28 protein-coding genes are annotated in these 26,831 nt (G+C 67.8%); 20 read left to right on the forward strand and 8 right to left on the reverse strand.

The window, feature by feature from the left end; genetic code table 11:
• Positions 1–12: 12 nt before the first annotated feature.
• The 3 genes from WS49_RS09545 to WS49_RS09555 all read right to left on the reverse strand — a co-directional run bounded on the left by WS49_RS09545 (position 13) and on the right by WS49_RS09555 (position 4,689).
• Complete coding sequence (locus tag WS49_RS09545) at positions 13–1,542, reverse strand: CoA-acylating methylmalonate-semialdehyde dehydrogenase (RefSeq protein WP_059527011.1); 1,530 nt, start codon at positions 1,540–1,542, stop codon at positions 13–15.
• A 109-nt stretch (positions 1,543–1,651) separates the two neighbouring features.
• Entirely contained in the window at positions 1,652–3,358 is a 1,707-nt protein-coding gene (locus tag WS49_RS09550; protein ID WP_059527014.1) for an AMP-binding protein, read from the reverse strand.
• 197 nt (positions 3,359–3,555) lie between these two features.
• Entirely contained in the window at positions 3,556–4,689 is a 1,134-nt protein-coding gene (locus WS49_RS09555; RefSeq protein WP_059527243.1) for an acyl-CoA dehydrogenase family protein, read from the reverse strand.
• 137 nt (positions 4,690–4,826) lie between these two features.
• On the opposite strand from WS49_RS09555, the gene WS49_RS09560 reads away from it, so the two are divergent.
• The 3 genes from WS49_RS09560 (at position 4,827) to WS49_RS09570 (ending at position 8,324) form a co-directional block, all read left to right on the forward strand.
• Positions 4,827–5,858 (forward strand): AraC family transcriptional regulator, encoded by a 1,032-nt coding sequence (locus tag WS49_RS09560; protein ID WP_059527017.1) that lies wholly within the window; start codon positions 4,827–4,829, stop codon positions 5,856–5,858.
• A gap of 121 nt (positions 5,859–5,979) precedes the next feature.
• Positions 5,980–7,554, forward strand: coding sequence for an NfeD family protein (locus WS49_RS09565; protein ID WP_059527020.1), 1,575 nt, complete (start codon positions 5,980–5,982; stop codon positions 7,552–7,554).
• Positions 7,551–8,324, forward strand: a complete 774-nt coding sequence (locus WS49_RS09570; protein WP_059527023.1) for a slipin family protein — start codon at positions 7,551–7,553, stop codon at positions 8,322–8,324. Before WS49_RS09565 ends, WS49_RS09570 begins: the two co-directional genes overlap by 4 nt.
• Positions 8,325–8,368: 44 nt before the next feature.
• Here WS49_RS09570 and WS49_RS09575 read toward each other — a convergent pair whose 3' ends face one another.
• A complete protein-coding gene (locus WS49_RS09575; protein WP_059527026.1) occupies positions 8,369–9,646 on the reverse strand; it encodes a haloacid dehalogenase-like hydrolase in 1,278 nt (425 codons plus the stop codon).
• Positions 9,647–10,079: 433 nt separating this feature from the next.
• Between WS49_RS09575 and WS49_RS09580 the strand changes: the two genes are divergently transcribed.
• The 5 genes from WS49_RS09580 (at position 10,080) to WS49_RS09600 (ending at position 14,751) form a co-directional block, all read left to right on the forward strand.
• Complete coding sequence (locus WS49_RS09580; protein ID WP_059527029.1) at positions 10,080–10,976, forward strand: M24 family metallopeptidase; 897 nt, start codon at positions 10,080–10,082, stop codon at positions 10,974–10,976.
• 44 nt (positions 10,977–11,020) lie between these two features.
• Positions 11,021–12,808, forward strand: coding sequence for an SDR family oxidoreductase (locus WS49_RS09585; RefSeq protein ID WP_059527031.1), 1,788 nt, complete (start codon positions 11,021–11,023; stop codon positions 12,806–12,808).
• A 34-nt stretch (positions 12,809–12,842) separates the two neighbouring features.
• On the forward strand, positions 12,843–13,748 hold the full coding sequence (locus tag WS49_RS09590; RefSeq protein WP_059527034.1) for a metal-dependent hydrolase: 906 nt from the start codon (positions 12,843–12,845) through the stop codon (positions 13,746–13,748).
• An 89-nt stretch (positions 13,749–13,837) separates the two neighbouring features.
• Positions 13,838–14,125, forward strand: a complete 288-nt coding sequence (locus WS49_RS09595; RefSeq protein WP_059527037.1) for a hypothetical protein — start codon at positions 13,838–13,840, stop codon at positions 14,123–14,125.
• 251 nt (positions 14,126–14,376) lie between these two features.
• Positions 14,377–14,751 (forward strand): DUF2917 domain-containing protein, encoded by a 375-nt coding sequence (locus WS49_RS09600; RefSeq protein WP_059527245.1) that lies wholly within the window; start codon positions 14,377–14,379, stop codon positions 14,749–14,751.
• 172 nt (positions 14,752–14,923) lie between these two features.
• Here WS49_RS09600 and WS49_RS09605 read toward each other — a convergent pair whose 3' ends face one another.
• Entirely contained in the window at positions 14,924–15,202 is a 279-nt protein-coding gene (locus WS49_RS09605) for a hypothetical protein (protein WP_006480752.1), read from the reverse strand.
• Between the two features lie 754 nt (positions 15,203–15,956).
• Here WS49_RS09605 and WS49_RS09610 point away from each other — a divergent pair.
• Positions 15,957–17,258: an NCS2 family permease gene (locus WS49_RS09610; protein WP_059527038.1), complete on the forward strand. Its 1,302-nt coding sequence runs from the start codon at positions 15,957–15,959 to the stop codon at positions 17,256–17,258.
• Between the two features lie 108 nt (positions 17,259–17,366).
• On the opposite strand, the gene WS49_RS09615 is transcribed toward WS49_RS09610, so the two are convergent.
• Complete coding sequence (locus tag WS49_RS09615) at positions 17,367–18,218, reverse strand: LysR substrate-binding domain-containing protein (RefSeq protein WP_059527041.1); 852 nt, start codon at positions 18,216–18,218, stop codon at positions 17,367–17,369.
• 204 nt (positions 18,219–18,422) lie between these two features.
• Between WS49_RS09615 and WS49_RS09620 the strand changes: the two genes are divergently transcribed.
• Genes WS49_RS09620 through WS49_RS09630 form a run of 3 tightly spaced genes read left to right on the forward strand, consistent with a single transcriptional unit; the run spans position 18,423 to position 20,163 of the window.
• The gene (locus WS49_RS09620; RefSeq protein ID WP_059527044.1) at positions 18,423–18,953 is read left to right on the forward strand and encodes a hypothetical protein; all 531 of its coding nucleotides are present in this window, start codon (positions 18,423–18,425) and stop codon (positions 18,951–18,953) included.
• A 13-nt stretch (positions 18,954–18,966) separates the two neighbouring features.
• On the forward strand, positions 18,967–19,293 hold the full coding sequence (locus WS49_RS09625) for a hypothetical protein (protein WP_059527047.1): 327 nt from the start codon (positions 18,967–18,969) through the stop codon (positions 19,291–19,293).
• A 3-nt stretch (positions 19,294–19,296) separates the two neighbouring features.
• Complete coding sequence (locus WS49_RS09630; RefSeq protein WP_059527049.1) at positions 19,297–20,163, forward strand: MBL fold metallo-hydrolase; 867 nt, start codon at positions 19,297–19,299, stop codon at positions 20,161–20,163.
• A 169-nt stretch (positions 20,164–20,332) separates the two neighbouring features.
• On the opposite strand, the gene WS49_RS09635 is transcribed toward WS49_RS09630, so the two are convergent.
• Positions 20,333–20,620, reverse strand: a complete 288-nt coding sequence (locus tag WS49_RS09635; protein ID WP_014898618.1) for a DUF1488 domain-containing protein — start codon at positions 20,618–20,620, stop codon at positions 20,333–20,335.
• A 243-nt stretch (positions 20,621–20,863) separates the two neighbouring features.
• Complete coding sequence (locus tag WS49_RS09640; RefSeq protein ID WP_059527249.1) at positions 20,864–21,055, reverse strand: DUF2964 family protein; 192 nt, start codon at positions 21,053–21,055, stop codon at positions 20,864–20,866.
• A gap of 428 nt (positions 21,056–21,483) precedes the next feature.
• Here WS49_RS09640 and WS49_RS09645 point away from each other — a divergent pair, with 428 nt between their 5' ends.
• The 8 genes from WS49_RS09645 (at position 21,484) to WS49_RS09680 (ending at position 26,830) form a co-directional block, all read left to right on the forward strand.
• Entirely contained in the window at positions 21,484–23,373 is a 1,890-nt protein-coding gene (locus WS49_RS09645) for a sigma-54-dependent Fis family transcriptional regulator (protein WP_059527053.1), read from the forward strand.
• 99 nt (positions 23,374–23,472) lie between these two features.
• Complete coding sequence (locus WS49_RS09650; RefSeq protein WP_059527056.1) at positions 23,473–23,775, forward strand: 2Fe-2S iron-sulfur cluster-binding protein; 303 nt, start codon at positions 23,473–23,475, stop codon at positions 23,773–23,775.
• 56 nt (positions 23,776–23,831) lie between these two features.
• The gene (locus WS49_RS09655; RefSeq protein WP_059527059.1) at positions 23,832–24,326 is read left to right on the forward strand and encodes an SRPBCC family protein; all 495 of its coding nucleotides are present in this window, start codon (positions 23,832–23,834) and stop codon (positions 24,324–24,326) included.
• A gap of 104 nt (positions 24,327–24,430) precedes the next feature.
• The gene (locus WS49_RS09660; protein ID WP_059527062.1) at positions 24,431–24,808 is read left to right on the forward strand and encodes a DUF2946 domain-containing protein; all 378 of its coding nucleotides are present in this window, start codon (positions 24,431–24,433) and stop codon (positions 24,806–24,808) included.
• 226 nt (positions 24,809–25,034) lie between these two features.
• Positions 25,035–25,400, forward strand: coding sequence for a copper homeostasis periplasmic binding protein CopC (gene copC / locus WS49_RS09665; protein WP_059527065.1), 366 nt, complete (start codon positions 25,035–25,037; stop codon positions 25,398–25,400).
• Positions 25,401–25,452: 52 nt separating this feature from the next.
• Complete coding sequence (locus tag WS49_RS09670; RefSeq protein ID WP_059527068.1) at positions 25,453–25,899, forward strand: copper chaperone PCu(A)C; 447 nt, start codon at positions 25,453–25,455, stop codon at positions 25,897–25,899.
• Between the two features lie 32 nt (positions 25,900–25,931).
• The gene (locus tag WS49_RS35575; RefSeq protein WP_179949258.1) at positions 25,932–26,108 is read left to right on the forward strand and encodes a hypothetical protein; all 177 of its coding nucleotides are present in this window, start codon (positions 25,932–25,934) and stop codon (positions 26,106–26,108) included.
• Between the two features lie 92 nt (positions 26,109–26,200).
• Positions 26,201–26,830, forward strand: a complete 630-nt coding sequence (locus WS49_RS09680; RefSeq protein WP_059527073.1) for a LysE family translocator — start codon at positions 26,201–26,203, stop codon at positions 26,828–26,830.
• The last annotated feature ends 1 nt before the right edge of the window (position 26,831 follow it).

The raw sequence follows: 26,831 nt of genomic DNA on the forward strand, positions 1-26,831 counted from the left end.
GTCCTCCCCGGCTCAATGCAGCCGGATCGTCGTGTTCACGGGGCCGGCCGTCGTGTCGTCGTCGAACCAGCGCGCGGTGACCGTCTTCGTCTGCGTGTAGAACTGCACGACCTGCTTGCCGTACGGGCCGAGATCGCCGAGCTTCGAGCCGCGCGAACCGGTGAAGCTGAAGAACGGCACGGGCACCGGAATCGGAATGTTGATGCCGACCTGGCCGACGTCGATCTCGCTCTGGAACTTGCGCGCGGCCGCGCCGCTCTGCGTGAAGATGCCCACGCCGTTGCCCATCGGGTTCGCATTGACGAGCGCGATCGCTTCGTCGAGCGTGTCGACTTCCATCACGACCAGCACCGGCCCGAAGATTTCATGCGTGTAGACCGTCATGTCGGTCTTCACGCCGGAGAAGATCGTCGGCCCGATGAAGTTGCCTTCCTCGAAGCCGGCGACCTTCACGTCGCGGCCGTCGAGTTCGAGCTTCGCGCCTTCCTTGATGCCCGTGTCGATCAGCGACAGGATGCGCGCCTTCGCGCCGCGCGACACCACCGGGCCGACGTCGGTGCCCGCTTCCGAGCCCGCGTTGACCTTCAGCAGCTTCGCCTTCGCGACGATGTCCGGCAGCCAGTCGCGCGCGTTGCCGACGAGCACGGCGACGGAGGTCGCCATGCAGCGCTGGCCGGCCGCGCCGAAGCCCGCGCCGACCAGCGCGTTGATCGCCTGCTCGCGGTTCGCGTCGGGCAGCAGGATCGCGTGGTTCTTCGCGCCCATCATCGACTGCACGCGCTTGCCGTGCTGGCTGCCGAGGTTGTACACGTGCGTGCCGACGGCCGTCGAGCCGACGAACGAGATCGCCTTCACGAGCGGATGCGTGCAGATCGCGTCGACCACTTCCTTGCCGCCGTGCACGACGTTCAGCACGCCCTTCGGCACGCCGGCCTCGATCGCGAGTTCGACGAGTTCCATCGTCGACATCGGATCCTGCTCCGACGGCTTCAGCACGAACGTGTTGCCGCACACGATCGCCATCGGGAACATCCACAGCGGAATCATCGCGGGGAAGTTGAACGGCGTGATGCCCGCGCACACGCCGAGCGGCTGGCGCAGCGTGTAGGTGTCCACACCGCCCGCGACGTTCTCCGCGAATTCGCCGAGCTGCAGCGTGCCGACCGAGCATGCGTGCTCGACCACTTCGAGGCCGCGGAAGATGTCGCCTTCGGCGTCGGGCAGCGTCTTGCCCTGCTCGGCCGTCAGCGTCTTCGCGATGCGCTGCAGGTTCGCGCGCACGAGATCCTGGAACTTCAGCATGATGCGCATGCGCGCGGAAATCGGCGTGTTCTTCCACGTCGCATACGCGGCGTGCGCGGCCTGCACGGCCGCGTCGACTTCCGCGACGGTCGCGAACGGCACGCGCGCGAGGACATGCTGCGTCGCCGGATTGACGATGTCGCGCCACTCGCTCGTGGTGGACTCGACGAAGGCGCCGTCGATCAGCAGCTTGACCGTCGGCACGTCTTGCCCCGTGCGGGGCGTCGGATTCGCGTTCATCGATGCACTCTCCTTGCAGTGGGCCGTGTAGCGTCATGCCACGCGCGGCCGGTTCGATCGGTGTTGCGGGCGACGGCCGCGACATGCGGCGCGCATGGCCCGCGACAGGTCATTTCAGTTCCGCGGCGAAATCTTCTTCCCAGTATTCGCCGGGCATCCGCGTCGCCGCATCGTCGCCGCGCTCGATCTCGCGGCGGCGCAGCTCGACGCGGCGGATCTTCCCGGAGATGGTCTTCGGCAGCTCCGCGAACTGCAGGCGGCGGATGCGCTTGTACGGCGCGAGCTTCTCGCGCGAGAAGCGGAAAATCTCCAGCGCCAGCGCGGGGCTTTCCTCGTAGCCCTGGCGCAGCGTGATGAAGGTTTTCGGCACCGACAGCCGTACCGGGTCCGGGCTCGGCACGACGGCCGCTTCCGCGATCGCCGGATGCTCGATCAGCACGCTTTCCAGTTCGAACGGGCTCAGCCGGTAGTCGGACGACTTGAACACGTCGTCCGCGCGGCCGATGTAGACGTAGTAGCCGTCGTCGCCGCGCATCGCGATGTCCGACGTGCGGTAATGGCCATCGCGCATCGCGTGGGCCGTCGCGTCGGGATTGTTCGCGTAGCCCGTCATCAGCCCGACCGGACGCATCACGCCCGCACCGATCGGCAGCGCGACCTCGCCTTCGCCGACGGGCGCGCCGTCCGGGTCGAGCAGCGCGATCCGGTAGCCGGGCAGCGGGCGGCCCATCGAACCGGCGACGACCGGCTGACCCGGCGTGTTGCCGATCAGGCAGGTCGTCTCGGTCTGGCCGTAGCCGTCGCGAATCGTGATGCCCCACGCCTTCTTCACGCGCTCGATGATCTCGGGATTCAGCGGCTCGCCCGCGCCGACGATCTCGCGCAGCTTCACGTCGAACGACGCGAGCGGCTGCTGCACGAGCATGCGCCACACGGTCGGCGGCGCGCATAGCGTGGTCACCTGGTATTTGACGAGCGCGTCGAGCACGACCTTCGGCTCGAAGCGCGCGTAGTTGAACGCGAACACGCACGCCTGCGCGTTCCACGGCGCGAAGAAGCAGCTCCACGCATGCTTCGCCCAGCCCGGCGAGCTGATGTTCCAGTGAATGTCGCCCGGCTGCAGGCCGACCCAGTACATCGTCGACAGGTGCCCGACGGGATAGGTGCGGTGCGTATGCTCGACGAGCTTCGGCTTCGACGTCGTGCCCGACGTGAAGTACAGCAGCATCGGATCGTTCGCGTGCGTGACGGCGTCCGGCTCGAATGCGGCGCTCGCCGCGTAGCCGTCGTTCATCGCGAGCCAACCCGCGCGCGGCGCGCCGGCGACGATTTTCTGCGTGAGGCCAAGATCGGCCTGTTCGAATTTCGCGGTTTCGCTCTCGTCGACGATCGCGTATTTCGCGCCGCCGATCTGCACGCGATCGCGCACGTCGTCGGCCGACAGCTGCGTGGTCGCGGGCAGCACGATCGCGCCGAGCTTCATCGCGGCGAGCATCGCGTCCCACAGCTCGACACGGTTCGGCAGCATCAGCAGGATCCGGTCGCCGCGCACGACGCCGATGCCGCGCAGCCAGTTCGCGATCCGCGACGAGCGCTCGGACATCTGCGCGAACGAATACGGGTCGCCCGTGCCGGTTGCCGCGTCGACGATCCACAGCGCGGGCTTGTCGTTGCCGCGCGCCATCGGGTCGAAGTAGTCGAGCGCCCAGTTGAACGCATCGAGCACCGGCCATTCGAAATCGCGGTACGCGGTTTCGTAGTCGGTGCGATGGCGCAGCAGAAAGTCGCGTGCGTCCAGGAATGCCTGTACCGTCATCGTGTCGTCTCCGTCTCGAGTCTCCATGCCCAGCGGTCAACCGGGCACGCGCCGCGGCGCATGCACGGTTCCGTGTCGCGCGGCGCACGGTCACGTCGTTGCGTGCCGCGTTTGCCGCGCTGCCCTCGTGCCCTGCCTGTTTGCCTGCCTTATTGGTTTGTGTGATTGCCGATGGCGCGCGCGTCGCGATTCAGGACTCAAAGCTGTCGCGCGATCACCATCCGCTGCACTTCGCTGGTGCCCTCGTAGATCTGCGTGATGCGCGCGTCGCGATAGTGACGCTCGACTTCGTAATCGGCGAGATAGCCGTAACCGCCGTGAATCTGGATCGCATCCGAACACACGCGCTCGGCCATTTCGGACGCGAACAGCTTCGCCTGCGATGCTTCGGACAGGCACGGCAGCCCGGCCGTGCGCAGCTTCGCCGCGTGATGCACGAGCAGGCGCGCCGCGTTGATCTGCGTGGCCATGTCGGCGAGCTTTTGCTGGATCGCCTGATGCTCGGCGATCGGCTTGCCGAACTGCACGCGCTCGCCCGCATAGCGGCGCGCCTTGTCGAACGCGGCGCGCGCGATGCCGAGCGCCTGCGCGGCAATGCCGATGCGCCCGCCTTCCAGGTTCGACAGCGCGATCTTCAATCCTTCGCCGCGATTGCCGAGCAAGTTTTCTTCCGGAATCGCGCAGTTCTCGAACGTGATCGGGCAGGTGTCGGATGCGCGGATGCCCATCTTCTTTTCCGGCTTGCCGACGATGAAGCCGGGCGTGTCGGTCGGCACCAGGAACGCGGAAATGCCGCGCTTGCCGGCTTCCGGGTCGGTCATGGCAAAAACGATCGCGACCCCGGCACGCTGGCCATTGGTCACGAACTGCTTCGCGCCGTTCAGCACCCACTTGCCGTCGCGCAGTTCCGCCCGCGTGCGCAGGTTGTGCGCCTCGGAGCCGGCCTGCGGCTCGGTCAGGCAGAACGCGCCGATGATGCGGCCCGCCGCCATCTCGGCCAGCCAGCGATCCTTCTGCGCGGGCGTGCCGAAGCCGAGGATCGGCCCGCAGCCGACCGAGTTGTGCACGCTCATCATCGTCGCGCACGCGGCGTCGCCTGCGGCGATTTCCTCCATCGCCAGCGCGTAGGCGACGTAATCCGTATACGCGCCGCCCAGCTCCTGCGGCACGATCATCCCGAGCAGGCCGAGTTCGCCGAGCTGCGCGACGACGGCGTCGGGCAGGTGCGCGTCGTGGTCCCACTGCGCGGCGTTCGGCGCCAGCACCTCGGTGGCAAAAGCGCGCGCGGCGTCGCGGATCATCCGCTGGTCTTCGGTGTAAAGCTCGTCCATGGCGCTGCTGTCTCCCGCGGCCGCGTGCCGCGACCGACCTTTCGTTTCGATGCAACAAGTGTAGGCAAGCGCGCGCGACTGTTCGATGCTCGCGCCGCTCATTTACACTGAGCGTTTTTGCCATACCGGCGGCTTCGATGAAGCAGGAAGACAAGGGAACCGTCGCGATCAGCCTCGTCGCCTACAGCGTGGCGCTCGCCACCCGGCGCGGCGTCGCGGCCGAGCCGCTGCTCGCGCAGGCCGGCATCGCGCCGGCGCTGCTCGTGCAGCCGCGTGCACGGGTGTCCGCGCAGCAATACGGCGCGCTATGGAACGCCATTGCGCGCGCGCTCGACGACGAGTTTTTCGGGCAGGATCGCCATCCGATGCGCAGCGGCAGCTTCATCGCGATGAGCCAGGCGGCGCTGTCCGCGCAGGACGGGCTGCACGCGATGGCGCGCGCGGTGAATTTCATGCACTGCGTGCTCGACGACCTGCACGCGGAACTCGACGCCAACCCGCAGCGCGTGCGGCTGCGTTTCGTGCACCGCAACAGCACCGCGACGCCCGCGATGTTCACGTACGCGACCTATTTCATCATCGTGTACGGGCTGACCTGCTGGCTGATCGGGCGGCGCATCCCGCTGCTGCACGCGAGCTTCCGCTGCGACACGCCGCCGGCCGACCACGAATATCCGTCGATGCTGTGCGACGACATGCGGTTCAACCAGCCCGATTCGTATGTCGATTTCGATCCCGAATTCGCGACGCTGCCCGTCGTGCAGAACGCCAGGACGCTGAAAACGTTTCTGCGCAACGCGCCGGCCAGCTTCATCGTCAAGTACCGCAACCCGAACGCGCTCGCGCAACGCGTGCGCACCGTGCTGCGCGGCATGCCGCCCGCCGCGTGGCCGGGCGCCGACGGGATGGCCGCGCGGCTGCACGTCGCCGAGGCGACGCTGCGCCGCAAGCTGCACCAGGAAGGCCATGCGTACCAGGCGATCAAGGACACGCTGCGGCGCGACCTCGCGTTCGAGGCGCTGGCCGATCCGTCGCGGACCATCGCCGACGTCGCGGCGGCCACCGGTTTCGCCGAACCGAGCGCGTTCTACCGCGCGTTTCGCAAATGGAGCGGGCGCAGCCCGGCCGAATATCGGGAAGAAGCGCTCGCGCGCGGCGGCGCCGGCTGATTCCGCGGCCTGCCGCGTCGCCTTCGCGCTTTCCGCCGAAACCGCCTAATCTTCAAATATCGGGCCAACGCCCTTTCCGCGAGCCGGACGGCGTGCGGCCGCGCGCCGCCCGGACGCCCCGATGCGCATTCACCGTCATGGGCCGTCGCCGGCACCTGCATCGCCCGGCGCCCGCCCCCGTCACCCGCTGTCCGCGCGGGTCGCGCGCGCCGCGCTGTTCGCGGCGCTGCTCGTCGTGTGCGCGGCCGTTGCCGCCCCGCCTCCCGCCGCCGCACCCGCGGCCGCGCCGCCGGTGTTCGTGATTCCGGTCAACGGCGCGATCGGGCCGGCCAGCGCCGACTTCATCGTCCGCTCGCTCGAGCGCGCGGCGCGCGAGCACGCGCCGCTCGCGATCCTGCAACTCGATACGCCGGGCGGCCTCGACACGTCGATGCGGCAGATCATCAAGGCGATCCTCGGCTCGCCGGTGCCGGTCGCCGCGTTCGTCGCGCCGGGCGGCGCACGGGCCGCGAGCGCGGGCACCTATATCGTCTACGCGAGCCACATCGCCGCGATGGCGCCCGGCACCAATCTCGGCGCGGCGTCGCCGGTGCAGTTCGGCATCGGCGGCGGCGCGCCGGGTGCGCCAGGGACGCCGGGCGCGCCCCGACCGCCGCCGGCCGGCGCATCGGGTGCGGCCGGCGCATCGGGCGCATCCGCGACGCCGGCCGAGTTGCCGAACGATACGCAGTCGACCGAGATCCGCAAGGCGACCCAGGACGCCGCCGCGTACATCCGCGGCCTCGCGCAGTTGCGCGGACGCAATGCCGGATGGGCCGAGCGCGCGGTGCGCGAGGCCTTGAGCCTGTCGGCGACCGAGGCGCGCGCGCAGCATGTCGTCGACCTGATCGCACAGGATCCGGCCGACCTCGCGCGCCAGCTCGACGGCCGCACCGTGACGACGACCGCCGGCACGGTGCACGTCGCGACCGCGCATGCGCCGCTCGTCGTGCTCGCGCCCGACTGGCGCAGCCGCTTCCTGTCGATCATCGCCGATCCGAACGTCGCGCTGATCCTGCTGACGATCGGCATCTACGGTCTGTTCTTCGAATTCGCGAATCCCGGCTTCGTGCTGCCGGGCGTCGCCGGCACCATCTGCCTGCTGATCGGGCTGTTCGCGATGCAATTGCTGCCGATCAGCTATGCGGGCCTCGGGCTCGTGCTGCTCGGCCTCGGCTGCCTCGTCGCCGAGGCGTTCCTGCCGACCTTCGGCGTGCTCGGGTTCGGCGGAATCGTATCGTTCACGATCGGCGCATTGATGCTGATCGATACCGACGTGCCCGGCTACGGCATTCCGTGGCAGGTGATCGCGGGCCTCGCGGTCGGCGGCGGGCTGCTCGTCGCCGGCGTGTCGAGCGTCGCGCTGCGCGCGCGGCGGCGGCCGGTCGTGACGGGCGCCGAGGCGATGGTCGGCAGCATCGGCGAAGTGCTCGACGACGGCCTGCGCGCCGACCAGCCGCAGGACGCGGCCGGCCCCGCCCCGTCGGCGGCGGGCTGGGCGCGCGTGCACGGCGAGCGCTGGCGCGTCGCGAGCAGCACGCCGCTGGCCGCCGGCTGCCGCGTGCGCGTCACCGGCCGCCACGGGCTGACGCTCACCGTCGCGCCGCTCTACGACGTGCCGGCACACGAACAACAACACCAGGGAGCACCGTCATGATGGGCTACACGTTCGGCTTCAGCGGCGTCCTGATCGTCTTCGTCGTGGTGCTGGTCGCATCGTCGATCCGCATCTTCCGCGAGTACGAACGCGGCGTCGTGTTCATGCTCGGCCGGTTCTGGAAGGTGAAGGGGCCGGGGCTCGTGCTGATCATCCCGATCGTCCAGCAGGTCGTGCGGATCGACCTGCGCACCGTCGTGTTCGACGTGCCCGCGCAGGACGTGATCACGCGCGACAACGTGTCGGTGAAGGTCAATGCGGTCGTGTATTTCCGCGTCGTCGATCCGGAGAAGGCCGTGATCCAGGTCGCGCGCTTCTTCGAGGCGACGAGCCAGCTCGCGCAGACGACGCTGCGCGCGGTGCTCGGCAAGCACGAACTCGACGCGTTGCTCGCCGAGCGCGAGCAGTTGAATGCCGACATCCAGAAGACGCTCGATGCGCAGACCGATGCGTGGGGAATCAAGGTGTCGACGGTCGAGATCAAGCACGTGGACCTGAACGAAACGATGATCCGGGCGATCGCGCGGCAGGCCGAGGCCGAACGCGAACGGCGCGCGAAGGTGATTCACGCGGAAGGCGAATTGCAGGCGTCGGAGAAGCTGCTGCAGGCGGCGCAGCGGCTTGCGCAGCAGCCGCAGGCGATGCAGCTGCGCTACCTGCAGACGCTGACGACGATCGCGGCGGACAAGAATTCGACGATCGTGTTTCCGCTGCCGGTGGATCTGCTGAGCGCGTTGCTGGATCGGTTGGGGCCGCCGCGCGAGCGGTGAGACGCGCGGGTGCCGGGCCGCGGCGGCCCGGCACCCGCCACGCGTCAAGCCAGCAGCTTGCGATCCGTCTTGCCGTACTTGATCGACTTCTCGTCCGGGATCATCAGGCCCGTGTGCTCGTCGCGGCCCTGCAGCAGGAAACGCGCATCCGGATTGCCGATCTGTTCGGCCGCGAGCTTGCTGTCCGCGCCGATCTCGCCCTTCTTCATCCGGTTGACGATCACGCCGGCCGCGGTGTCCTTGAAGTCGCGCAGCATCCACGCGTCGCCGTCGCTGTCGCCGAACACCAGCAGCGGGCCGTAGCCCTTCTTCGACGCGAGCACGTTGCGGATGCCCACCGTCTTGCCGGGCCCCCAGTTGAAATGCCAGCCGGCCGGATAGGTGCTCGTGTACTTGCCGTCCTGCATGTCGAGCCGCAGCCCGATCACGTTCTCGGGCGGCACGCCGTAGCCATAGTTCGGATTGCCGGCGAATACGCGCACGACATCGTCGAGCGACGCGGTGCTCACGTACACGTCGATGCCATTCGCACGCAGCGTGTGCATCACCGCGCGGATTTCCTCGTGAATGCGGATGCCGTGGAAATGCGTGTCGGCCACCACGCCGGCCTTGCCCGGCAGCGTCTTCGGGCTTTCGTAGCGGACCTTGCGCAGCGCGTCGCCGATACCGTAGTTGTTCGACGCTTCCGCCATCGCCTGCAGCTCGGCGGTCGTCATGTTCTTGTAGAAGTAGATGATCCACTTGTAGCCGACTTCGAGCGGATGCGTGTCGCAGATCGCGTCGTACATGAAGTACAGCTTCGCGCGAAAATCCTTGAACTGGTCGGTCTCGCGAATCTCGTCGAGGCTCTTGTCGCCGCCGAGGCCCTTGTAGTTCGCATGAAGCCAACGGTAGTCGGACTCGACGTCGGCGGCGAGATCCTCCATCGTCACCGGCTTGCCGTCGACGGTCGTGTAGTCCTTCATGAACGCGCCCTTCGGCACGTCCTTCCACATCACGCCGACGAACTCGTCCGGCGTCAGCTTGTACTGCAGATGATTGATCTGGTACATCAGTAACGCCTCTTCGCAGTCGTTCATGATGCACGTGTTGTCCCAGTCGAACACCGCGTACGGGCGGCGCTTTCCGTCGTAGCGCGCGCTCGCGACGCCGTGCCGGTCGAGCACCGCCTGCAGGCGCGCGGCGTTGAACGGCGACCAGCGGCCCGGGTCGAGCGCGTCCGGCGCGGTCGCGCTCTTCGCGCCGGCCATGCCGGCCTTGAGCATCAGCGGCGTCGCAGCGGTCGCAGCGGCAAGGGTGTTCATGAACTTGCGGCGTTGCATGGTCTCTCTCCGTGGAATGGTCGAATCGGCTTGGGTCGCTGCCCCGCGCAACGCGCGGCACACCCGCTCCGCGAAGCCGGAAAGGCTTCGAATCGGGGGCGAATGATGTGACGAAATTATTTCGGCAATTTGACAGCGTCTCGCCACGACACGACGGGGAATTGATCCGGCGCGACATACCGGGCCGGCGCCGCCACCGCACACGCGCTCCGGCCGGCCCTCCCGCACCGGCCACGTGCACGGCGACGGCCATCCGGCCCCGACCGCCGAAAACCTAGAGCGTCCCCTCCATTTCGGCCTTCATTAGGAGAAGCCCTCACCTCCGCGCCACGTCGAACCGGCTATGATCTTTACATCGGTCAATGACACATTAAATGCTGACTGAATAATTCGCCCGCGTCGCCGAACGCAGGCCGACACATGGAGACGCAACATGCCCGATCATCCGCTGCCGGAAGTCCATCTCGACGAGCTGCCGCAATTCCGCGCGGTCCAGCAGCTTGCCTATCGCTGCGTCGAGACCGTCGGCGCGATGCTCTACCCCGGCATCACCGAGAAGGAAGCCGCGCGCCTGCTGACCGAATGGCTGCAGGACAACGGCGTGCACGACTGGCTGCACAAGCCGTTCGCATGGTTCGGCGACCGCACGGCGTTCCAAGGCTTCTCCGGCCTGAAGCACATGGGCGGCTTCAACCTCGCGTTCTTCCCGAGCAACCGCCAGCTCGAGACCGACATGCCCGTGATCCTCGACGTCGCGCCCGTGCTCGACGGGATCGTCGCGGACGTCGGCTACGCGCACTGCCTCGGCAACAACCCGATCCTCGAACAGTTGCAGGACGACCTGATGGACCATCGCGACATGATCGTGCGGCTGGTCAAAGAGCGTCGCCCGATGGCCGAGGTCGCGCAGGCGGTCGACGCGCTGTGTCGCCGCCAGGGCGTCGAGCCGCGCCACAAGGCCTATCCGTTCAAGGTGCTCGCGCATCGCGTCGCGAAGATCCACAAGCTGTCGACACCGCGCTTCGTCGCGCGCTTCGGGCTGAACGCGACGCGCAACCTGCTGCTCGATCAGGGCCGCGCGGCGAAGCAGCAGGGCTGGTCGCCGCTGTGGTCGATCGACCGCCGCTCCGAACACGCGCCGGTGCCGGGCCTGTGGGCCGTGGAGCCGCATCTCGGCTTCGCCGGCGTCGGCGCGAAATTCGAGGAACTGCTGGTGATCACCGACGACGACGCGTACTGGCTCGACGACGACCTGCCGCACGTGCGCCGCTGGCAGCGCCGCCAGGCCGAACGCGCGCAGGCCGTCGCGAGCGTGCCGGCGGCCGCCTGACACGAACGCCGCCTTCCACCGAATCCCTGAACGACGGACACACGATGCAGCCTCTTTCCGATGAAGCGCCGCTGGCCCTGTTCGAATCGGTTCACAGCGAGACGGCCGTCGCCTCCGGCGACTTGACGCTCGCGGTCAGGACCTGGGGCGACCCGGCCCGCTCGCCGGTCGTGCTCGTGCACGGCTACCCCGACGACAGCAGCGTCTGGCAGCACGTCGCGCCGCTGCTCGCGCGCAAGCACTACGTGATCGCCTACGACGTGCGCGGCGCGGGCCTGTCCGGCGCGCCGAAGCGCACGGCCGATTACCACCTCGCGAAGCTGACCGACGACTTCATCGCGGTGATCGACGCGCTCTGCCCCGGCCGCGCGGTGCACCTGATCGCGCACGACTGGGGCTCGATCCAGGGCTGGGAGTTCGTCACGGATCCGCGGCTCGCCGGCCGCATCGCGTCGTATACGTCGTGCTCGGGGCCGTGCCTCGACCACGTCGGCTTCTGGCTGCGCGAACGCGTGCTGCATCCGACGCCCGCGTCATTGGCCAGGCTCGGCGGGCAGCTCGTGCGCTCGTGGTACGTGTATCTGTTCCATCTGCCGTTCATCCCCGAGCTCGGCTGGCGGCTGTGGCTCGGCCGCGCATGGCCGGGCCTGCTGCGCCGGGTCGAGAAAACCCCCGCCACGCCGCGCGCGACGCAGGCCGACGACGGCGCGCGCGGCGTGCGCCTCTATCGCGCGAATTTCATCCGCTGCCTGTTCGCGCCGCGCGAGCGCTACGCGCACGCGCCGGTGCAGACGATCGTGCCGCTCGGCGACAAATACGTGAGCCCGGCGCTGTCCGAGAACCTGTCGCGCTGGGTGCCGCAGTATTACCGCCGCGAAGTCGCGGCCGGCCACTGGCTGCCGCTCGCCGATCCCGCGCGCTTCGCCGGCCTCGCCGAACAGTTGATCGACGCGGTCGAATCGGGCGACGAGCCGCCCGCGCTCGCGAACGCACGCCGCCGCGCGACCAGCGGCCGCTTCAGCGGCAAGGTCGCGGTCGTCACCGGCGCGGGCAGCGGCATCGGCCGCTGCGCGGCGCTCGCGTTCGCCCGCGAAGGCGCGACCGTCGTCGCGTGCGACATCGATCTCGCGAGCGCCGAGCGCACCGCGCTGCTGCTCGGGCTGACCGGCGCGCAGGCGCATGCGAAACGCGTGGACGTCGGCTCCGCCGACGAGATGGAAGCGCTCGCGGCATGGGTCGGCAGCGAACTCGGCGGCGCCGACGTCGTGATCAACAACGCGGGCATCGGTATGGCCGGCGGCATTCTCGACACGAGCGAACGGCACTGGGAGCGCATCCTGCACGTGAACCTGTGGGGCGTGATCCACGGCTCGCGGCTGTTCGCGCAGCAGATGGCCGCACGCGGCACGGGCGGCCACATCGTCAACACCGCGTCGGCCGCCGCGTTCGGGCCGTCGCGCGACCTGCCCGCGTACGCGACGACGAAGGCCGCCGTGCTGATGCTCAGCGAATGCATGCGCGCGGAACTCGCGGAAAAAGGCATCGGCGTGACGGCCGTCTGCCCCGGCTTCGCGGAAACCGGAATCATGGCGTCGACGCAATACGCGGGCGCCAACGCACAGGACGAGGCGCGGCTGCGCAAACGCGCGACGAAGCTGTACCAGATGCGCGGCCTGAAGCCGGAAACCGTCGCGCAGGCGATGGTCGACGGCGTGCTGCGCAACCGGCCGGTCGTGGCCGTGGGCACCGAGGCGCACGCGCTGCGCTTCGTCGGCCGCTTCATGCCGTGGCTCGGCCGGATGCTCGCCCGCGTCAGCATGGCATCGCATTGACGGCGCGGCGCGCCGCACAGGAACGGAGACACAGATGACCGCTACCGCCGACTATCACAAGATCAAGGCCCGGCACGTGAAGTTCGACTTCAGCGACACGCCGATCACGTGGGTGCCGAATGACCCGGGCAGCACGCACATCATCAACACGCTGAACCTGCTGTTCCCGGAAGGCGAACTGTGGTTCTGCCGCGTATACAACAAGGCGCTGCCGAACATCACCGATGCGCGCCTGCGCGACGAAGCCGAGGGCTTCCTGCGCCAGGAAGCCGTGCATTCGCGCTCGCACGGCGGCGTGCTCAAGCATTACTACGATCGGCACGGGATCGACACGAAGCCATTCACGCAGAAGCTGAACTGGCTGTTCACGCGCGTGCTCGGCGAAGCGCCGTTCGGGCTGAAGATCGGCCACACGCGCTTCTGGCTGCGTCAGCAGCTCGCGGTGATCGCGTCGCTCGAACATTTCTTCGGCTATCTCGGCAACTGGGTGCTCAACGCGCACGGGCTCGACGAAGGCCGCGCCGACCCGACGATGGTCGACCTGCTGCGCTGGCACGGCGCGGAGGAAGTCGAACACCGGACCGTCGCGTTCGACATCTACAACCAGATGGGCGGCAACTATCCGGAACGCTGCGTGCACATGGCGTTCGTGATCGTGCTGCTGCTCTACTTCATCACGAGCGGCGCGAAATTCATGTACCGGCGAGATCCCGCCGCCGGCCGTTATCCGGGTTTCGTGCTGTCGTGGTGGAAGGGCTCGCGGCGCGGGCACCTGCCGTCGTTCTGGAAGGTGATCGGCGCGGCGCTGCGCTATTTCAGGCCGGGCTATACGCCGCACCACGAAGGCTCGACCGAGCAGGCGCTCGCGTATCTGGCGCGCTCGCCGGCCGCGCAGGCGGCCGCGCACGGCGGCAACTGGGGCACGACGAAGGGCGCGTGACCGGGCCCGCAAGCGGGTTCGCGACGGTTTCGGCGGGGGCGCCCGCCGAAATGCGTACAATCGCGGCTTCATTTCCCGGAGGTGCCGCGATGGCCATGAAGAAAACCGATCTAGAAAAGAACAAGGCGCTCAAGCTGACGCACGCGATGAAGCAGTCCAGCTCCGCCCGCTTCGGCAAGGGCGCCGAGGACGCGGCGAAGCTCGACCGCCGCGCGCAGCGCAAGCTCGACCAGGAACAAGGCCTCGTGCCGTTCGCGTGCAAGCTCAACGCCGACCTCGTCGAACAGCTGAAGGCACGCGCCGCCACGCATCCGAACGGGATGACGGGCCTGCTGTCCGAACTGCTCGTCAACGGCCTCGCCCAGCACGACGCGTGATCGTCACATATCTCGAAAATAGTCGTTGACAACGCCGTACGACATCGACAAACTCGTTCGCATGCCTACGTTCAAGCTCATCGCCATCGCGAATCATTGCCCGCTGAACATTCGAAAGAATGGATCACGGGAGGCGCTTGTGCGTTAGCATCCGAGCAGTACCGCATGTCACACAAGGCCTCACCGGAAACGGATGAGGCCTTTTTGTTCTGGTGCGCGTCATCCGTCCGGCTCAACGAATGGAGAAGACGATGGACCAGGCAAGCCCGTTGTTCGACCGTCCCGATTCGCGCCGCGTCGGCGCGATCGCGTTACCGACCGTCGTGATCCGTTTCGCGGTCGCGCCGCGCACGACGCTGACCTGGCGCGCGCCGAGCGATGCGGAAATCCGCGCGCACGGCGCGCCGCTGTGGATCACGCGGCCGCCGAGCGTCGACGACTACTGGGTACAACCCGGCGACGTGCTGCGCATCGCGCGCGGCGATCGAATCTGGCTCGGCACCGATGACGACCGGCCAGCCGAGGCGTCGATCACGACGGCGTACGTGAAGCGCGGCGAGCGGCTGAGACGCACGCTCGCGCGCATGCAACGTTTGCTCGTCGGACGATGGCGAATACGGGATTGACGATGCGCGCTCACGCGCGCGACGGGATGCCGGAACGCACTGAATCAGCGCATCCGGAAACGGACGCACCCGCGACGCGACGCGTCGCAGGTGCGCATCGAATGACGCGGCACGCACGTGCGTGCCGCGAGCGATCGCGCGCCGTGCGCAACCCTGACATGCATCACGTGCATCAGGTGCTGGCGGCGAGACGCGGGCCCGTGCTGCGAGGCGTGGAATCGAGGTCGGGGCGTTGCGCCGCCTGCGAGGTCACCCACGGGTCGATGCCTTGCTTTTGCACCTCCTCGAGAAATGACACCCGCGTACGCCAGTAATCCGCCTGTAATTTCGCATCGATGACGCGCTGTTCGGCTGCGAACAGTTCCATACGCGCCGTCACGAGCATCGACGCAGCGGTTTTTTCCGGCGTGGGGGCGTGCCGCATCGCCCAACGGCTGATCCAGTTCAACATGCTGACCTCCGTGATGACGGACGAACCCGCATCGGGCAATCGCAACCGGTCGCGCCTGCCCGAATGCGCAACGACCGTCACCGCGCTTCACCGCCTGGCCTGCACGGACTGCGACTCCCCCGCGTCGGCAACAACTGGCCGACGTGTGTGCGCGGTGTATCTATCCTAGAAAGACTTGCCGGTTAACGCGATGACGTCTTGCAATCTTTTACACAGAAACCACAGTCCGGCCCGCGCCGCGAAATGACAGTTGCGGACGCGACGGCTTCGGCGCAGGATAGCCCGATATCTGCAACCGCCTGGACTGACGAATGGCCGCTGCGCGCCGCCGCGCACCCGCGCCGGTCATGTGCGCGCGCATTGCGTCCGTCCTGTGTTCGCCCCTCGTGCGGGCGTGCCGTTGCGGTCGCATACCGTCGCGTGGCGGCCATGCACCGCATGTCGATCATGCCGTTGCGCCCGCATCGGCCGACACAGCCCGCCCGCCATCGAATCGTTTCCATCGTTTCTACCTGCCCGCCTGGTCCGAACCGGTAAAATGCGCGCCTTCGTCGCGCGGCCGGCCTGTCCCACCGTTCGCGCGAACGCTGCCGATCGTGCCCCGCAACTATATCGTCCGAGCTATCCGCGCTATTACAATCCGCCGATAGCGTCGCAATAGTGGCTGGTTACAGTAGGCCGGCCTCGCCGCTGCCTTACAACAATTCGGCATAAACAACAAGCAACACGACAACCCGACCGGAGAAACGCCTTCATGGAATCCATCAAGCGGTATTTCGGCTTCGACGAAGCCGGCACCGACTTCCGCACCGAAATACTCGCGGGCGTCACCACGTTCCTGACGATGGCCTACATCATCTTCGTCAACCCCGCGATCCTCGGCGATGCCGGCATGCCCAAGGAATCCGTGTTCGTCGCGACCTGCCTCGTCGCGGCGCTGGCGTCGATCATCATGGGGCTGTACGCGAACTACCCGATCGCCTGCGCGCCCGGCATGGGCCTGAACGCGTATTTCGCGTACACGGTCGTCAAGGGGATGGGCTTCACGTGGCAGGCCGCGCTCGGCGCGGTGTTCATCTCCGGCTGCCTGTTCCTGCTCGTCACGCTGTTCCGCGTGCGCGAGGCGATCGTCAACGGCATTCCGAAATCGCTGCGCATCTCGATCACCGCCGGCATCGGCCTGTTCCTCGGCATCATCTCGCTGAAAACCTCGGGCGTGATCGTCGGCAGCCCGGCCACGCTCGTCACGCTCGGCGACCTGCACAAGCACGACACGATCCTCGCGATCATCGGCTTCTTCACCATCGTCACGCTCGACCACCTGCGCGTGCGCGGCGCGATCCTGATCGGCATCATCGGCGTCACGATCCTGTCGTTCTTCTTCGGCGACAACCAGTTCCACGGCGTGTTCTCCGCGCCGCCGTCGATCGACGCGACGCTGTTCAAGCTCGACATCGGCGCCGCGCTGTCGACCGGCATCATCAACGTGATCCTCGTGTTCTTCCTCGTCGAATTGTTCGACGCGACCGGCACGCTGATGGGCGTCGCGAACCGCGCGGGCCTGCTCGTCGAAGGCAAGATGAACCGCCTGAACAAGGCGCTGCTCGCCGACAGCACCGCGATCGTCGCGGGCTCGGTGCTCGGCACGTCGTCGACCACCGCGTATATCGAAAGCGCGTCGGGCGTGCAGGCCGGCGGCCGCACGGGCGTGACGGCGATCACCGTCGCCGTGCTGTTCCTCGCGTGCCTGTTCATCGCGCCGCTCGCCGGCGTCGTGCCGGCCTACGCCACGGCACCGGCACTGCTGTACGTGTCGTGCCTGATGCTGCGCGAGATGGTCGACGTGCCGTGGGACGACGCGACCGAAGCCGTGCCGGCCGCGCTGACCGCGCTGCTGATGCCGTTCACTTACTCGATCGCGAACGGCGTCGCGTTCGGCTTCATCGCGTACGGCGGCCTGAAGCTGCTGACGGGCCAGGCCCGCACGGTCAAGCCGATCGTGTGGATCATCGCGGCCGTGTTCCTGTTCCGCTTCTTCTATCTCGGCAGCGAGTGACGCACGCGCGCCCCGGTGCGCCGCACGATGAAACGAAAACGCCACCTTCGGGTGGCGTTTTTGTTGTGTTCTCGATTCGGCTACGCGCGTGGTGCGAGTGAGCGCCGGTCAAGCTTCCGCCTGCCGAAGCACCCAGCGCGCGAAGGTCTGCAGCGGCCCCTCGCCCAGTTCCAGCGCGTCGGGCAACACGAGACAGAAGCGCTTGACCACGCCCCGCCCGTCGGGCCACGGCGCGGCGAGCAACCCTTGCGCGATCTCGGCGTCGACATAGAGACGTGGCACCAGCGCAACGCCGAGCCCCGCCAGCGCCGCCGCGATCAGCATCGAGTAAAGGTCGTAGCGTGCGCCGGCGGCCGGATTGCTCACCGGCAACCCCGTCTCGTGCACGTACGCCGACCACGCATCGGGCGTCTGGCGCTTGTGCAGGCGCGGCAGCGTGCCCAGCAACATGTCCGGCTGCCCGCCCGCGAGCAGCGACGGATGGCAGACCGGCACCAGCACCTCCTCGCACAGCCGGTACGTGTGCATGCCGGCCCAGGCAGGATGCTCGAAGTGAATCGCCGCATCGAAACCGCTGCCGGCCAGCACGAACGGCTCCGCGCGATCGGCAAAGTGCACCGTGATGTTCGGATGCTGCGTCTGGAATCCCTTGAGCCGCGGAATCAGCCAACGCGTCGCGAATGTCGGCGTCACGGCGATATCGACGCTGCCGCCGTCACCGGGCTGCCCCATCATGTACTGGCTGTCGCGCTCGAGCCGGTCCAGCACTTCGCGAACCTGCGCCGCGTAGCGCACGCCGTTCGGCGCCAACCGCACGCGATTGCCGACCCGCTCGAACAGCGCGACGCCCAGGAACGTCTCCAGCCGGCCGATCTGCCGGCTGATCGCGCCTTCCGTCAACGCCAGTTCGTCGGCGGCGCGCGCGAAGCTTCCATGCCGCGCCGCGGCCTCGAATGCCATCAATGCCGAATTGCTCGGAATCCTGCGTCGCGTCACGATTGCTCCCGGTCCGACCGCCGTCGGTCATGGCTTGATCAAATGTCATTGAACGGTGACGAATCATCGTTTTTCGCCCGTTGTGCCGCTCATTATCATGACAAAAACTCAACCCGTCGAGCCAGCCGTTCGATTCCGAAGGCCGCTCGCCCCCCCTGCGGAGAAGTCATGATCTATGCCGTTGAATGCAGCATCGCCGAGCCCGCCGTCGAAGCCGAGTGGAACGACTTCTACAGCCGGATCAAACTGCCGGCGCTGATTTCCGTATCCGGCTTTCGGACGTCGCAACGCTTTCGCGCGCTCGGCGGCGACGGCCCCGTCTACCTCGCGCTGCATACGATCGACGGCCCGGACGTGCTGACGTCGGCCGAGTATCGCGACAAGGGCGGCGGCAATTTCGCGCGCTGGCAGCCGCACATCGTCGAGTGGCGTCGCAACGTATACGACTGCGCGGCACCCGCGCCCGCCGTCTCCGGCCATCAATGGCTGGCCGTTTGCGACGACCTCGCCCCGTTCGCGCGAGCAGGTATCGCCGCCACGGCCATGCATGCGGTCGCGCTGGATCGCCGGCCGGCGGCGCGCTGGCTGGCCGTCCTCGCGCACGATCAGGCTCGGCTCGCGTCCGATGCCACGATCCGGCTCTATGCGCCGATGGGTGACCGACTCGTCAGCACGACGACGTCGACAACCGCGCGCTGACCGGAGCCCGACCATGCCGAGCGTCACGATTTTCATCCCGGAGGCGAGCATGCCGACCAGTGCGGCGCTCGACGCGTTGTCGTCGGCGTGCGAGAGGATTTGCACCGACGTGTTGAGCGCCGCACCCGGCACGGTCCATGTCGTATACGTTCCGGTCCGGCACGGCTGCGGACATCCGGTCAGCGCGGAGATCCGCTTTCGCATCACATCATTTCGCACCACTGAACTGATGGACCGGTTCATGACGGAACTGGATCGCGAGATTCTTCGCCACACCGGATTCGTCGCACGGATCCGCTGCTTCGGCTACGACACCCCCCACCTTCACGCCCGACATTGACCCATGAGCGCCTCGGTTCCCCGCCCATCTTTCCCGCGTCGCAAGGTCGGCGATTTCACGGTGACCGCGATCAGCGACGGCACGCTGACGGCCGGCCTCGACCTGCTGTCGAACATCGACGTCGACGACGCGACCGGCATCATGCACAGGGCCGGCATACACGCGCCGTCCGACGTCAACATCAACTGCTATGTCATACGCGGAAACGGGCGCACCGTGCTCGTCGACACCGGCGCCGGCGGCATCCGGAACTGGGGCGGCCTGCTGCGTCCGTCGCTGTCGCGAGCCGGCATCGATGCACGCGACATCGACACGGTCCTGCTGACGCACGCCCATCCTGACCACATCGGCGGCCTGCTCGACACGGACGGACAGCCGGCCTTTCCGCAAGCGGAGGTGTTCATTCACGAACGGGAACGTGCGTTCTGGCTGGACGACGGCATGTACGAGCGGGCAAGCGAGCGCGCACGCGGCAATTTCCGGATCGCGCGGCGCACGTTCGACGTGTATCGCGCGCAGCTACGCACCATCGAGGCGGCAGGCGACGTGCTGCCCGGCATCGTCGCCGTGCCGCTGCCGGGGCACACGCCCGGCCACACCGGCTATCGCGTCGAATCGCGCGGCGAGCGCCTGCTGATCTGGGGCGATCTCGTGCATTTCGCGCCGATTCAGGTTGCTCGCCCCGACGTGTCGATTGCGTTCGATCACGATCCGTCGCAGGCATCGTCGACGCGCGCGGCCACGCTCGCCGAAGTCGCTTCGGATAACTTGCTGATTGCGGGCATGCACCTGGCCGACACGGGCTTCGCACGCATCGCGCGCGCGAACGGCGCAACCGGCGACGCATACGTGCTGAGCGGCGCGGATTGATCGCAACGGAGCGCGGGAACGCGGGAACGCACGCACGCCAGCGCGCTGGCACGACGTTCGAATCGTGCCGGGCACCGCCCCGCGCGGGCGCGCTACCGGACGAGCATGCGCCGATATGACACGGGCGCCGGTATCCGACGCCCGCTCCGTCGCTGCCCGGTCGTCCGGTTCAGCGCCAGTTCGCCTCGTAGAAGCGCACGTAGCCGCTGCGCAGCGTCACGCATTGCGCGCGCGTCTCGGACAGCAACCGCCGTGCGGCCGCCTCGATACGCTCGCGGTGCTGATCGTACGCACCGACCATGTCCTCGAAGCGCGGCGATGCCGCACCGAAATGATCCTCCAGCGCCTCGGCGGTGATCTGACATTGGACGCGCTCGCCATTGACCAGCGCCGTGAAACCAAGCATCAGGTCGCGCCCCGAATATTCGGGCTTCTCATTCGTGAAATGGATCTGCATGGGAGCCGCCTTGTCCGGTAGAAAGCAAATGACCGCGTCCGTCGTCCGCTACCGGCCGGACGAAAATTTACGCGGGCTCGCCGGCAGAGGCAGCATCCACGGGGGTATGGCGCGGACAATGCGTGCCGGTTGCATTCCACTGTAGACGGTTTCGCGCAGGAGGCAAAATTTACGATGTGCGTCGTTCCGACGCGCTTTTTCATCAGACCAGCGCGACATCCGGCACCGTTTTGCCGAGCGGCGTCAGTGGGGATCGGTGGGCCAGATGTTCAGTGCGATCGCGGCGGTCGTGGCACCTACCGCGATCGCGGCGGCCCCGTATTGCACCGCATCGCTCAGGTCGAACAGCAGACCGTGGATCGCGACGGCGATGCCGCCCAGCATGATGAAAGTGGCGATGGCCGCCAACACGACTCTCAGTTCCGTCCGAACCATGATGGGTCTCCCGAACGGATGCATGTCACGTCGCATGCATGTTGCGATGCGGAACACGGCGCGTGCGTGCTCCACTTTCATCATTGCAGGCGGACGCTTAAAAGCAAGGGGGTTTTGTACGCAGTCGCACAACGCGCGCGGCGCTTGTATGATGAGGCGATATCGATGGCGGCGGCCCGGGTGGCGGATGGTGCGGTGCAAAGTGTGAGCTGTGGGCGACCGCGGAGCATGGGGCCCTGGCAAGCGCTGAAGTGCTACCTCCGGCCGACCGCGAAGCATGGGACCAGAGTAAGCGCTGAAGCGCTAACTCTGGCCGACCGCGAAGCATGGGGCCCCAGTAAGCGCTGAAGCGCTAACTCTGGCCGACCGCGAAGCATGGGACCAGAGTAAGCGCTAAAGCGCTAACTCTGGTCGACAGGAGACAAGACATGCCTCAACCTTTCGTGCTGCCCGCCACCGCGGGCCGCAACGACCTGCTCGCGCAGGCGCATGCCCGTTCGACCGCGGTCGGCCTGCGCGCAAACGAGCGCCCCGATTTCTCGCCGCTGTCGCGGCTCGCGCTGCGCGAACTGCTCGACACGAACCACGCATTGTTCGCGCACGCGCGCCCGGTGATGGAGAACCTCCACGCGCAGATCGCCGACACGCAAAGCCTCGTGCTGCTCACCGACGCCGACGGCGTGATCCTGCACAGCATCGGCGATGCGGACTTCATCGAAAAAGCAAACCGCGTCGCGCTGTGCACCGGCGTGTCGTGGGCCGAAGGCGCACGCGGCACCAACGCGATCGGCACCGCGCTCGCATCGGGCCAGGCGGTCGCCGTGCACGGTGCCGAACACTTCCTGCGCGCGAACCATATCCTCACCTGCTCGTGCGCGCCGATCATCGACCCGTTCGGCCGCACGCTCGGCACGCTCGACGTGAGCGGCGACCCGCGCGGCTTCAGCCCCCATACGCTCGCGCTCGTGCGGATGTCCGCGCAGTTGATCGAGAACCATCTGTTCGCGAACCAGTGCGCGGAAGCACTGCGGCTGCGCTTCCACGCCCACGAGGATTGCGTCGACTCGCTGTTCGCCGGGCTCGTCGCGTTCGGCCCCGACGGCGGGCTGATCGCCGCGAACCGCAGCGCGCAATTCCAGCTCGGCGCGACCTTCGATGCGTTGCAGCATCAAGGCTGCGATGCGCTGTTCGGCATGCATTTCGGACAGCTCGCGCAGCAGGCGACCCGCGCACCCGGCGCACCGTTCCGCCTCACGCTGTCGACCGGCGTGCGCGTGCTCGCGCGCTGCGAATTCGCGGAAGCGCACAAGACGGCCGTCGCCGTCACGCCACCCGCGCCCGCCGCGCGCACACGGGCGCCGGACCCCGACGCGATCACGTTCGCGACGCTCGACACCGGCGATGCGCGGATGGCCGCCGTGCTCGAACGCGTCGCGAAGATTCGTGGGCGCGACCTGCCGTTGCTGATCCTCGGCCAGACCGGCACCGGCAAGGAATGGCTCGCGCGTGCGCTGCACCAGGCATCGCCGCGCGCGGACGGCCCGTTCGTCGCGGTCAACTGCGCGGCGCTGCCGGATTCGCTGATCGAGGCCGAACTGTTCGGCTACGAGGACGGCGCCTTCACCGGTGCGCGCAAGCGCGGCAGCCCCGGCAAGATCGCGCAGGCCGACGGCGGCACGCTGTTTCTCGACGAAATCGGCGACATGCCGCTCGCGCAGCAGGTCAGGCTGATGCGCGTGCTGCAGGAGCGCGCGGTGATGCCGCTTGGCGGCGCACGCGCGGTGCCGGTCGACGTCCGCGTGGTCTGCGCGACCCACCGCGACCTGCGTGCGATGATCGCCGAAGGCACGTTCCGCGAAGACCTGTTCTACCGGATCAACGGCCTTGCCGTCACGCTGCCGCCGCTCGCCGCGCGCACCGACCTGCCGGCACTGGTCGAGCGGATCCTCGCGCGGCTCGGTCGCAGCGAGCCGATGCCGAGCCGCCTCGCGACCGACGTGCTCGACGCGTTCATGCGGCACCGCTGGCCCGGCAACCTGCGGCAAATGACCAACGTGCTGCGCACGGCCGGCATGCTCGCCGAAGACGAAGCCGAAATCACGCTCGCGCACCTGCCCGACGATTTCTGGCTCGACTGCGACGACGCGCCCGTGGCGCAGGCCGCGCCGTCCGACACGCGCGAAGCAACGACCCTGCAGAGCCACCAGGCCGCGGTGATCGACGCGGTGCTCGCGCGGCACGGCGGCAACGTATCGGCCGCCGCACGGGAGCTCGGACTCGCGCGCAATACCGTGTACCGCTACCTGCGCCGACACTGACGTCGCGGGCCGGCTGCCCGACGGGCGCCGGCCGCACCGCCTTCGGGTATGCTTGGCGCTTGCCTTGTCTTGCCGCCGCGCCGCCGCCCGCTTCGCCCCATGACCGATCCCGACCACCCGCCTCTCGTACGCATCGAGCCGCTCGGCGCGACGTTCGACGCCCCCGATTCGCTGACGCTGCTCGAGGCCGCCGCGTTCGCGCACGTCAGGCTGCCGCGCTCGTGCCGCAACGGCACGTGCCGAAGCTGCCTGTGCAGGATCGTCAGCGGCAGCGTACGCTATACGATCGAATGGCCGGGCCTGAGCCGCGAGGAAAAGGCCGACGGCTATACGCTGCCGTGCGTGGCCGTCGCGACCTCAGATGTCGTGCTCGACGTGCCCGACGCGGTGATGATCGACTGAACGCGGCGCGCGGCCGTGCGCCGTCCCGCATCAAGCATGCCCGCCAGGAGAACGCGATGACCCAGTCCACCGATCGCATCGAGAAACAAGCCTTGCTCGCCGCGCCGCTGGCGCGCGTCTGGGAAGCCGTCAGCAATGCCGGGGAATTCGGCACCTGGTTCGGCGTGACGTTCGACGGACCGTTCGTCGCCGACCGGCCGCTGTTCGGCCGCATCACGCCGACGCGCGTCGACGACGACGTCGCCAGGGCACAGGAGCCGTATGCCGGCACCGTGTTCGAAATCGTCGTCGATCGCGTCGAGCCGAAGCAACGGTTTTCCTTTCGCTGGCACCCGTTCGCGATCGATCCGAACGTCGATTACGCGTCCGAGCCGATGACGCTCGTCACGTTCGCACTCGCCGAAGCGAACGGCGGCACGCTGCTGACGATCACCGAAACGGGTTTCGACCAGTTGATCGCAACGCGTCGCGCGAAGGCGCGCGAGATGAACGATCAGGGCTGGGCCGCGCAGATGATGCTGATCACGAAATATCTCGCGAAGCACGCGTAAGCGTGCCGCGCATCATTCCCGGCATCCGCGTGCCCGCATGCCCTCGCGGCGGGTGCGTGGCATAATCCGCTCCATCGTCGTTCATACGCCGCCCCGCGCATCGCATGCTGAGTCGTCGTTTCCGGAAGATCGTCAGTCTGATCGGGATGCTCGCCATCCTGATGACGGCGCTCGCGCCGACGATCTCGCAAGCGCTGACGACGCAAGACCGCGTCGATTCGCTGCTTGCCGGCTACTGCACGGCCGGGCCGGCGGGCGGCAACCATGCCGGCGATGCGTCGTCGAAAAGCCTGCAGGCCCATCTGCAGGCTTGCGGCTATTGCAGCCTGCTCGCCCATACACCCGCCCTGCCCGCGCCCGAACTGACGTTCGCGGCCAACCTCCAACCGCTCCGGCATCGCGAAGCAACCCGCTTCGAAAGCCTGCGCCGCACGCAGCCGCTTACGGCCGCGCAACCGCGCGCCCCGCCGCTCGCGTCCTGATTCGTCGTCACCGCGCGTGATGCCGTCGCGCATCACGCCGTCCGCACGCGCGCTGCGCGTGCATGCCGTGTCACGTTTCGAAGGACGATCTCATGTTCGACCGTATCGCTCGCGGCGTCGCGCCGTGCGTGCGCTCGCCCGCCTCCGGCGGTTGCGCGTGCACGAACGCGCGGCCGTTCGTCGAATGCATCGTTCTCCTTGTCATTTCCAACCGGATCATCCTGTCATGAAAACCACTGCTTTCGTCCGCGGCGCACTCGTCGCACTCGGCTTCATCGTCGCCCAGGCCGCTCACGCGCACGCACACCCGAAAAACCTCGAACCGGCCGCCGACGCCGCGCTGTCGAGCGCGCCGCACGCGGTCACGATCGACTTCAGCGAAACGCTCGAACCCGCATTCAGTTCGATCGCCGTCACCGACAGCCACGGACAATCGGTCGCCGACGGAAAATCCGCCATCGACGCCGGCAACCGAAAGCGGATGCATGTGGCGCTGGCGAACCTGACGCCTGGTACGTACACGGTCGCATGGGTCGCGGTGGCGAGCGACGGGCACCGCACGCAGGGCCGCTACACGTTCACGGTGAAATAACGCGCACGACGCCCGCGCGGCGACTTTCCCTACCCGATCAGGAACACACTCGATGAAACGCTCGATTCCGACCAGCCTGCTGTTTGCACTGCTGGCGCTGCAGGCGCCCGCCACGTTCGCCGCGTCGGCCGTCCAGGCCGATGCATGCTGGATCCGCACGATGCCGGCGACGGTGCCGTCGTCCGGTTATTTCACGCTGAAGAACGACGGCGACAAACCCGTCACGCTCACGGGCGTCGATACGCCCGCGTTCGGGATGGCAATGATGCACGAAACGCAGACGGCCGGCAGCACCGCGAAGATGGTTCACGTCGAAGCGGTCGACGTGCCCGCGCACGGCACGGTGACGTTCAGGCCGAAGGGCTATCACGTGATGCTGGAGGAACCGCGCCAGCCCGTCGCGCCCGGTGCGAAGGTGCCGCTCCGGCTGCATTTCGCCGACGGCGCGACGGTGTCCGTGACCTGCGACGCGAAAGCGCCCTCCTACACCGGCCAGTAACGCCGCATCCGCAACGACCGAAGGAGATGCACATGAGCAAGGAACGCGTGCCGCTGGCCAACCTGATCGTCCGCTACCGGACGCCGCTGAACGTCGCCGTGCTGATCGCCTGCGGGTTATGGGCGGCGTGGATCGCGTGGATGACGCGGCCGTCCGCGATCGATTCGCCGTCGTCGATCGCCGCATACTGCGCGCGCGACGCACGCTGACGCGCCGCGCCGGTTCCGGCGGCGGTCCGCGTCATTTTGGCGTGGCATCATCGCTTCATCCCGACCGCCGGAACCGCCTCTCGGAGCAACGCATGTCCATTCAGACCTGGATGCTGTTTGCCGCTGCCTATCTCGCGACGACGCTGTCGCCGGGCCCCAACGTGCTGCTCGTCATCCGCAACACGGTGCGCTACGGCTCGCGCGGCACCGCCGCGACGATCGCGGGCAACCTCGTCGCGCAAGGCGCGGTGGTCATGCTCGTCGCGTTCGGCGTCGGCGCGGTGCTGGCCGCGATGCCGCCGCTGTTCGTCGCGATGAAGGTCGTCGGCGCCGCGTACCTGATCTTTCTGGGCATCCGGCAACTGCGCGGCGACCGCAACGCGCGCTCGCCCCACGGCCAGGCCGCGATCATCGAGCCCGACCGCAGGAAGCTGTTCCGCGAAGCGCTGTTCGTGTCGGGCAGCAACCCGAAGACGATGATCTTCCTGTCGGCGTTCATGCCGCAGTTCATTTCACACGGTCGCCCGCTCGCGATGCAGTTCATCGTGATGTACGTGACGATCGCATGCACCGTCGTCGTCGTGCACAGCGTCTATTCGTTCGGCGTGCGCCGGCTCCATCGCGGCATCGGCGTCGGCCCGTGGGTACGCGCGGCCAAGCGCGCCAGCGGGCTGCTGTTCGTCGGCCTCGGGATCAAGCTGCTGACTGCGCGGCAGGCGTAAG

Source organism: Burkholderia sp. RF7-non_BP4, from assembly GCF_001521935.1.
Lineage (GTDB): Bacteria > Pseudomonadota > Gammaproteobacteria > Burkholderiales > Burkholderiaceae > Burkholderia > Burkholderia diffusa.

Coding starts and splice junctions, on each gene's coding strand:
- WS49_RS09545 (WP_059527011.1), bottom strand. CDS start 1,542: ATGAACGCGAATCCGACGCCCCGCACGGGGCAAGACGTGCCGACGGTC.
- WS49_RS09550 (WP_059527014.1), bottom strand. CDS start 3,358: ATGACGGTACAGGCATTCCTGGACGCACGCGACTTTCTGCTGCGCCAT.
- WS49_RS09555 (WP_059527243.1), bottom strand. CDS start 4,689: ATGGACGAGCTTTACACCGAAGACCAGCGGATGATCCGCGACGCCGCG.
- WS49_RS09560 (WP_059527017.1), top strand. CDS start 4,827: ATGAAGCAGGAAGACAAGGGAACCGTCGCGATCAGCCTCGTCGCCTAC.
- WS49_RS09565 (WP_059527020.1), top strand. CDS start 5,980: ATGCGCATTCACCGTCATGGGCCGTCGCCGGCACCTGCATCGCCCGGC.
- WS49_RS09570 (WP_059527023.1), top strand. CDS start 7,551: ATGATGGGCTACACGTTCGGCTTCAGCGGCGTCCTGATCGTCTTCGTC.
- WS49_RS09575 (WP_059527026.1), bottom strand. CDS start 9,646: ATGCAACGCCGCAAGTTCATGAACACCCTTGCCGCTGCGACCGCTGCG.
- WS49_RS09580 (WP_059527029.1), top strand. CDS start 10,080: ATGCCCGATCATCCGCTGCCGGAAGTCCATCTCGACGAGCTGCCGCAA.
- WS49_RS09585 (WP_059527031.1), top strand. CDS start 11,021: ATGCAGCCTCTTTCCGATGAAGCGCCGCTGGCCCTGTTCGAATCGGTT.
- WS49_RS09590 (WP_059527034.1), top strand. CDS start 12,843: ATGACCGCTACCGCCGACTATCACAAGATCAAGGCCCGGCACGTGAAG.
- WS49_RS09595 (WP_059527037.1), top strand. CDS start 13,838: ATGGCCATGAAGAAAACCGATCTAGAAAAGAACAAGGCGCTCAAGCTG.
- WS49_RS09600 (WP_059527245.1), top strand. CDS start 14,377: ATGGACCAGGCAAGCCCGTTGTTCGACCGTCCCGATTCGCGCCGCGTC.
- WS49_RS09605 (WP_006480752.1), bottom strand. CDS start 15,202: ATGTTGAACTGGATCAGCCGTTGGGCGATGCGGCACGCCCCCACGCCG.
- WS49_RS09610 (WP_059527038.1), top strand. CDS start 15,957: ATGGAATCCATCAAGCGGTATTTCGGCTTCGACGAAGCCGGCACCGAC.
- WS49_RS09615 (WP_059527041.1), bottom strand. CDS start 18,218: ATGGCATTCGAGGCCGCGGCGCGGCATGGAAGCTTCGCGCGCGCCGCC.
- WS49_RS09620 (WP_059527044.1), top strand. CDS start 18,423: ATGATCTATGCCGTTGAATGCAGCATCGCCGAGCCCGCCGTCGAAGCC.
- WS49_RS09625 (WP_059527047.1), top strand. CDS start 18,967: ATGCCGAGCGTCACGATTTTCATCCCGGAGGCGAGCATGCCGACCAGT.
- WS49_RS09630 (WP_059527049.1), top strand. CDS start 19,297: ATGAGCGCCTCGGTTCCCCGCCCATCTTTCCCGCGTCGCAAGGTCGGC.
- WS49_RS09635 (WP_014898618.1), bottom strand. CDS start 20,620: ATGCAGATCCATTTCACGAATGAGAAGCCCGAATATTCGGGGCGCGAC.
- WS49_RS09640 (WP_059527249.1), bottom strand. CDS start 21,055: ATGGTTCGGACGGAACTGAGAGTCGTGTTGGCGGCCATCGCCACTTTC.
- WS49_RS09645 (WP_059527053.1), top strand. CDS start 21,484: ATGCCTCAACCTTTCGTGCTGCCCGCCACCGCGGGCCGCAACGACCTG.
- WS49_RS09650 (WP_059527056.1), top strand. CDS start 23,473: ATGACCGATCCCGACCACCCGCCTCTCGTACGCATCGAGCCGCTCGGC.
- WS49_RS09655 (WP_059527059.1), top strand. CDS start 23,832: ATGACCCAGTCCACCGATCGCATCGAGAAACAAGCCTTGCTCGCCGCG.
- WS49_RS09660 (WP_059527062.1), top strand. CDS start 24,431: ATGCTGAGTCGTCGTTTCCGGAAGATCGTCAGTCTGATCGGGATGCTC.
- copC (WP_059527065.1), top strand. CDS start 25,035: ATGAAAACCACTGCTTTCGTCCGCGGCGCACTCGTCGCACTCGGCTTC.
- WS49_RS09670 (WP_059527068.1), top strand. CDS start 25,453: ATGAAACGCTCGATTCCGACCAGCCTGCTGTTTGCACTGCTGGCGCTG.
- WS49_RS35575 (WP_179949258.1), top strand. CDS start 25,932: ATGAGCAAGGAACGCGTGCCGCTGGCCAACCTGATCGTCCGCTACCGG.
- WS49_RS09680 (WP_059527073.1), top strand. CDS start 26,201: ATGTCCATTCAGACCTGGATGCTGTTTGCCGCTGCCTATCTCGCGACG.